2 protein-coding genes and 1 pseudogene are annotated in these 1,402 nt (G+C 70.3%); all 3 read left to right on the plus strand.

The features are described 5' to 3' along the window. The coding region (locus D471_RS0102765; protein ID WP_017597214.1) for a pseudouridine synthase at positions 1-645 on the plus strand (645 nt) is incomplete at its 5' end. A gap of 106 nt (positions 646-751) precedes the next feature. Next, positions 752-1,114 (plus strand): chorismate mutase, encoded by a 363-nt coding sequence (gene aroH, locus D471_RS0102770; protein WP_026127343.1) that lies wholly within the window; start codon positions 752-754, stop codon positions 1,112-1,114. Between the two features lie 71 nt (positions 1,115-1,185). After that, positions 1,186-1,402: pseudogene (locus tag D471_RS0102775) on the plus strand (prephenate dehydrogenase); the annotation flags it as partial.

The raw sequence follows: 1,402 nt of genomic DNA on the forward strand, positions 1-1,402 counted from the left end.
GGCCGCGTGAGCGTCGACGGCCAGGTCGTCCGCCGGTTCGGTGCCCGGGTCGACCCCGAGGCCTCCGAGATCCGCGTCGACGGCATGCGCGTCGTCACGGCTCCCGACAAGCTGTACTTCGCGCTCAACAAGCCGCGCGGCGTGGTCAGCACCATGTGGGACCCCGAGGGTCGTCCGACCCTGGCCGACTACACCGGCCAGACCGACGAGCGCATCTTCCACGTGGGTCGGTTGGACACCGAGACCGAGGGCCTCATCCTGCTCACCAACGACGGAGAGCTCGCCAACCGGCTCACGCACCCGCGCTACAAGGTCGTCAAGACCTACATCGCCAAGGTGCCGGGCCCGGTCCCGCACAGTGTGGTGCGCGAGATCCGCAAGGGCGTGGAGCTGGAGGACGGTCCGGTCGAGGTCGACTCCTTCCGGATCGTCGACAACGACGACCCCAGGGCCATGGTGGAGATCCGCCTGCACGAGGGACGCAAGCACATCGTCCGCCGTCTGATGGAGGCCGTGGGCCACCCGGTCGCGGACCTGGCGCGCACCCAGGTCGGCCCGATCGACCTCAATGCCCTCAAACTGGGCACGATGCGATCGCTGACCTCACGTGAGGTCAGCGAACTCTACGAGGCCGCGGGCCTGTAGATACAGTTGACGGCGGTCGTCGCCCCAGCTCTCCGGCCGGGGTGGCGGCCGCCGTCCTCTCGTTCGGGAGGACGGCCCGAGGTAGGACGACGAGACGGGAACGAACGTGGCGGTACGGGCCATCCGTGGTGCGGTGCAGGTCGACGCGGACGAACGGGAGCAGGTGCTGGAGGCCACGGCAGAGCTGGTCTCCGAGGTGATGCGGCGCAACGGACTGGGGACTGACGACGTCATCAGCGTCCTGTTCACGGCCACACCGGATCTGACCAGTGAGTTTCCCGCTCTGGCCGCGCGCAGGATCGGCTTCGCCGACGTTCCGCTGATGTGCGCGGCGGAGATCGACGTCCCGCACGCCCTGCCGCGCGTGGTCCGGCTCATGGCCCATGTGGAGACCGACCTCCCCCGGTCGGAGGTCCAGCACGTCTACCTGCGCGGGGCGCAGGCGTTGCGCCTGGACATCGCGCAGTGATCGGGGGGCGCTCCCTCCGGGATGGGCCGTAGTCTGGTGTGGGTAGGCACGTGTAGGAGGACGGAAGAGCAGTGGGCGAGAGCTGGGACGGGGCCGGACACCGGCCCGTCGTGCGCCGTGTCACGGTGGTCGGCACCGGACTCATCGGGACCTCCGTGGCACTGGCGCTGCGTGCCCGCGACGTGGACGTCGCCCTGTCCGACCCCGACCCCGACACGCTGCGCCTGGCCTGTGACCTGGGCGCCGGTCGGCCGCTCACCGAGGCGGACGACCGGCCCGCCGACGTGG

Source organism: Nocardiopsis lucentensis DSM 44048 (genome assembly GCF_000341125.1).
In the GTDB taxonomy this organism is placed as follows: domain Bacteria; phylum Actinomycetota; class Actinomycetes; order Streptosporangiales; family Streptosporangiaceae; genus Nocardiopsis; species Nocardiopsis lucentensis.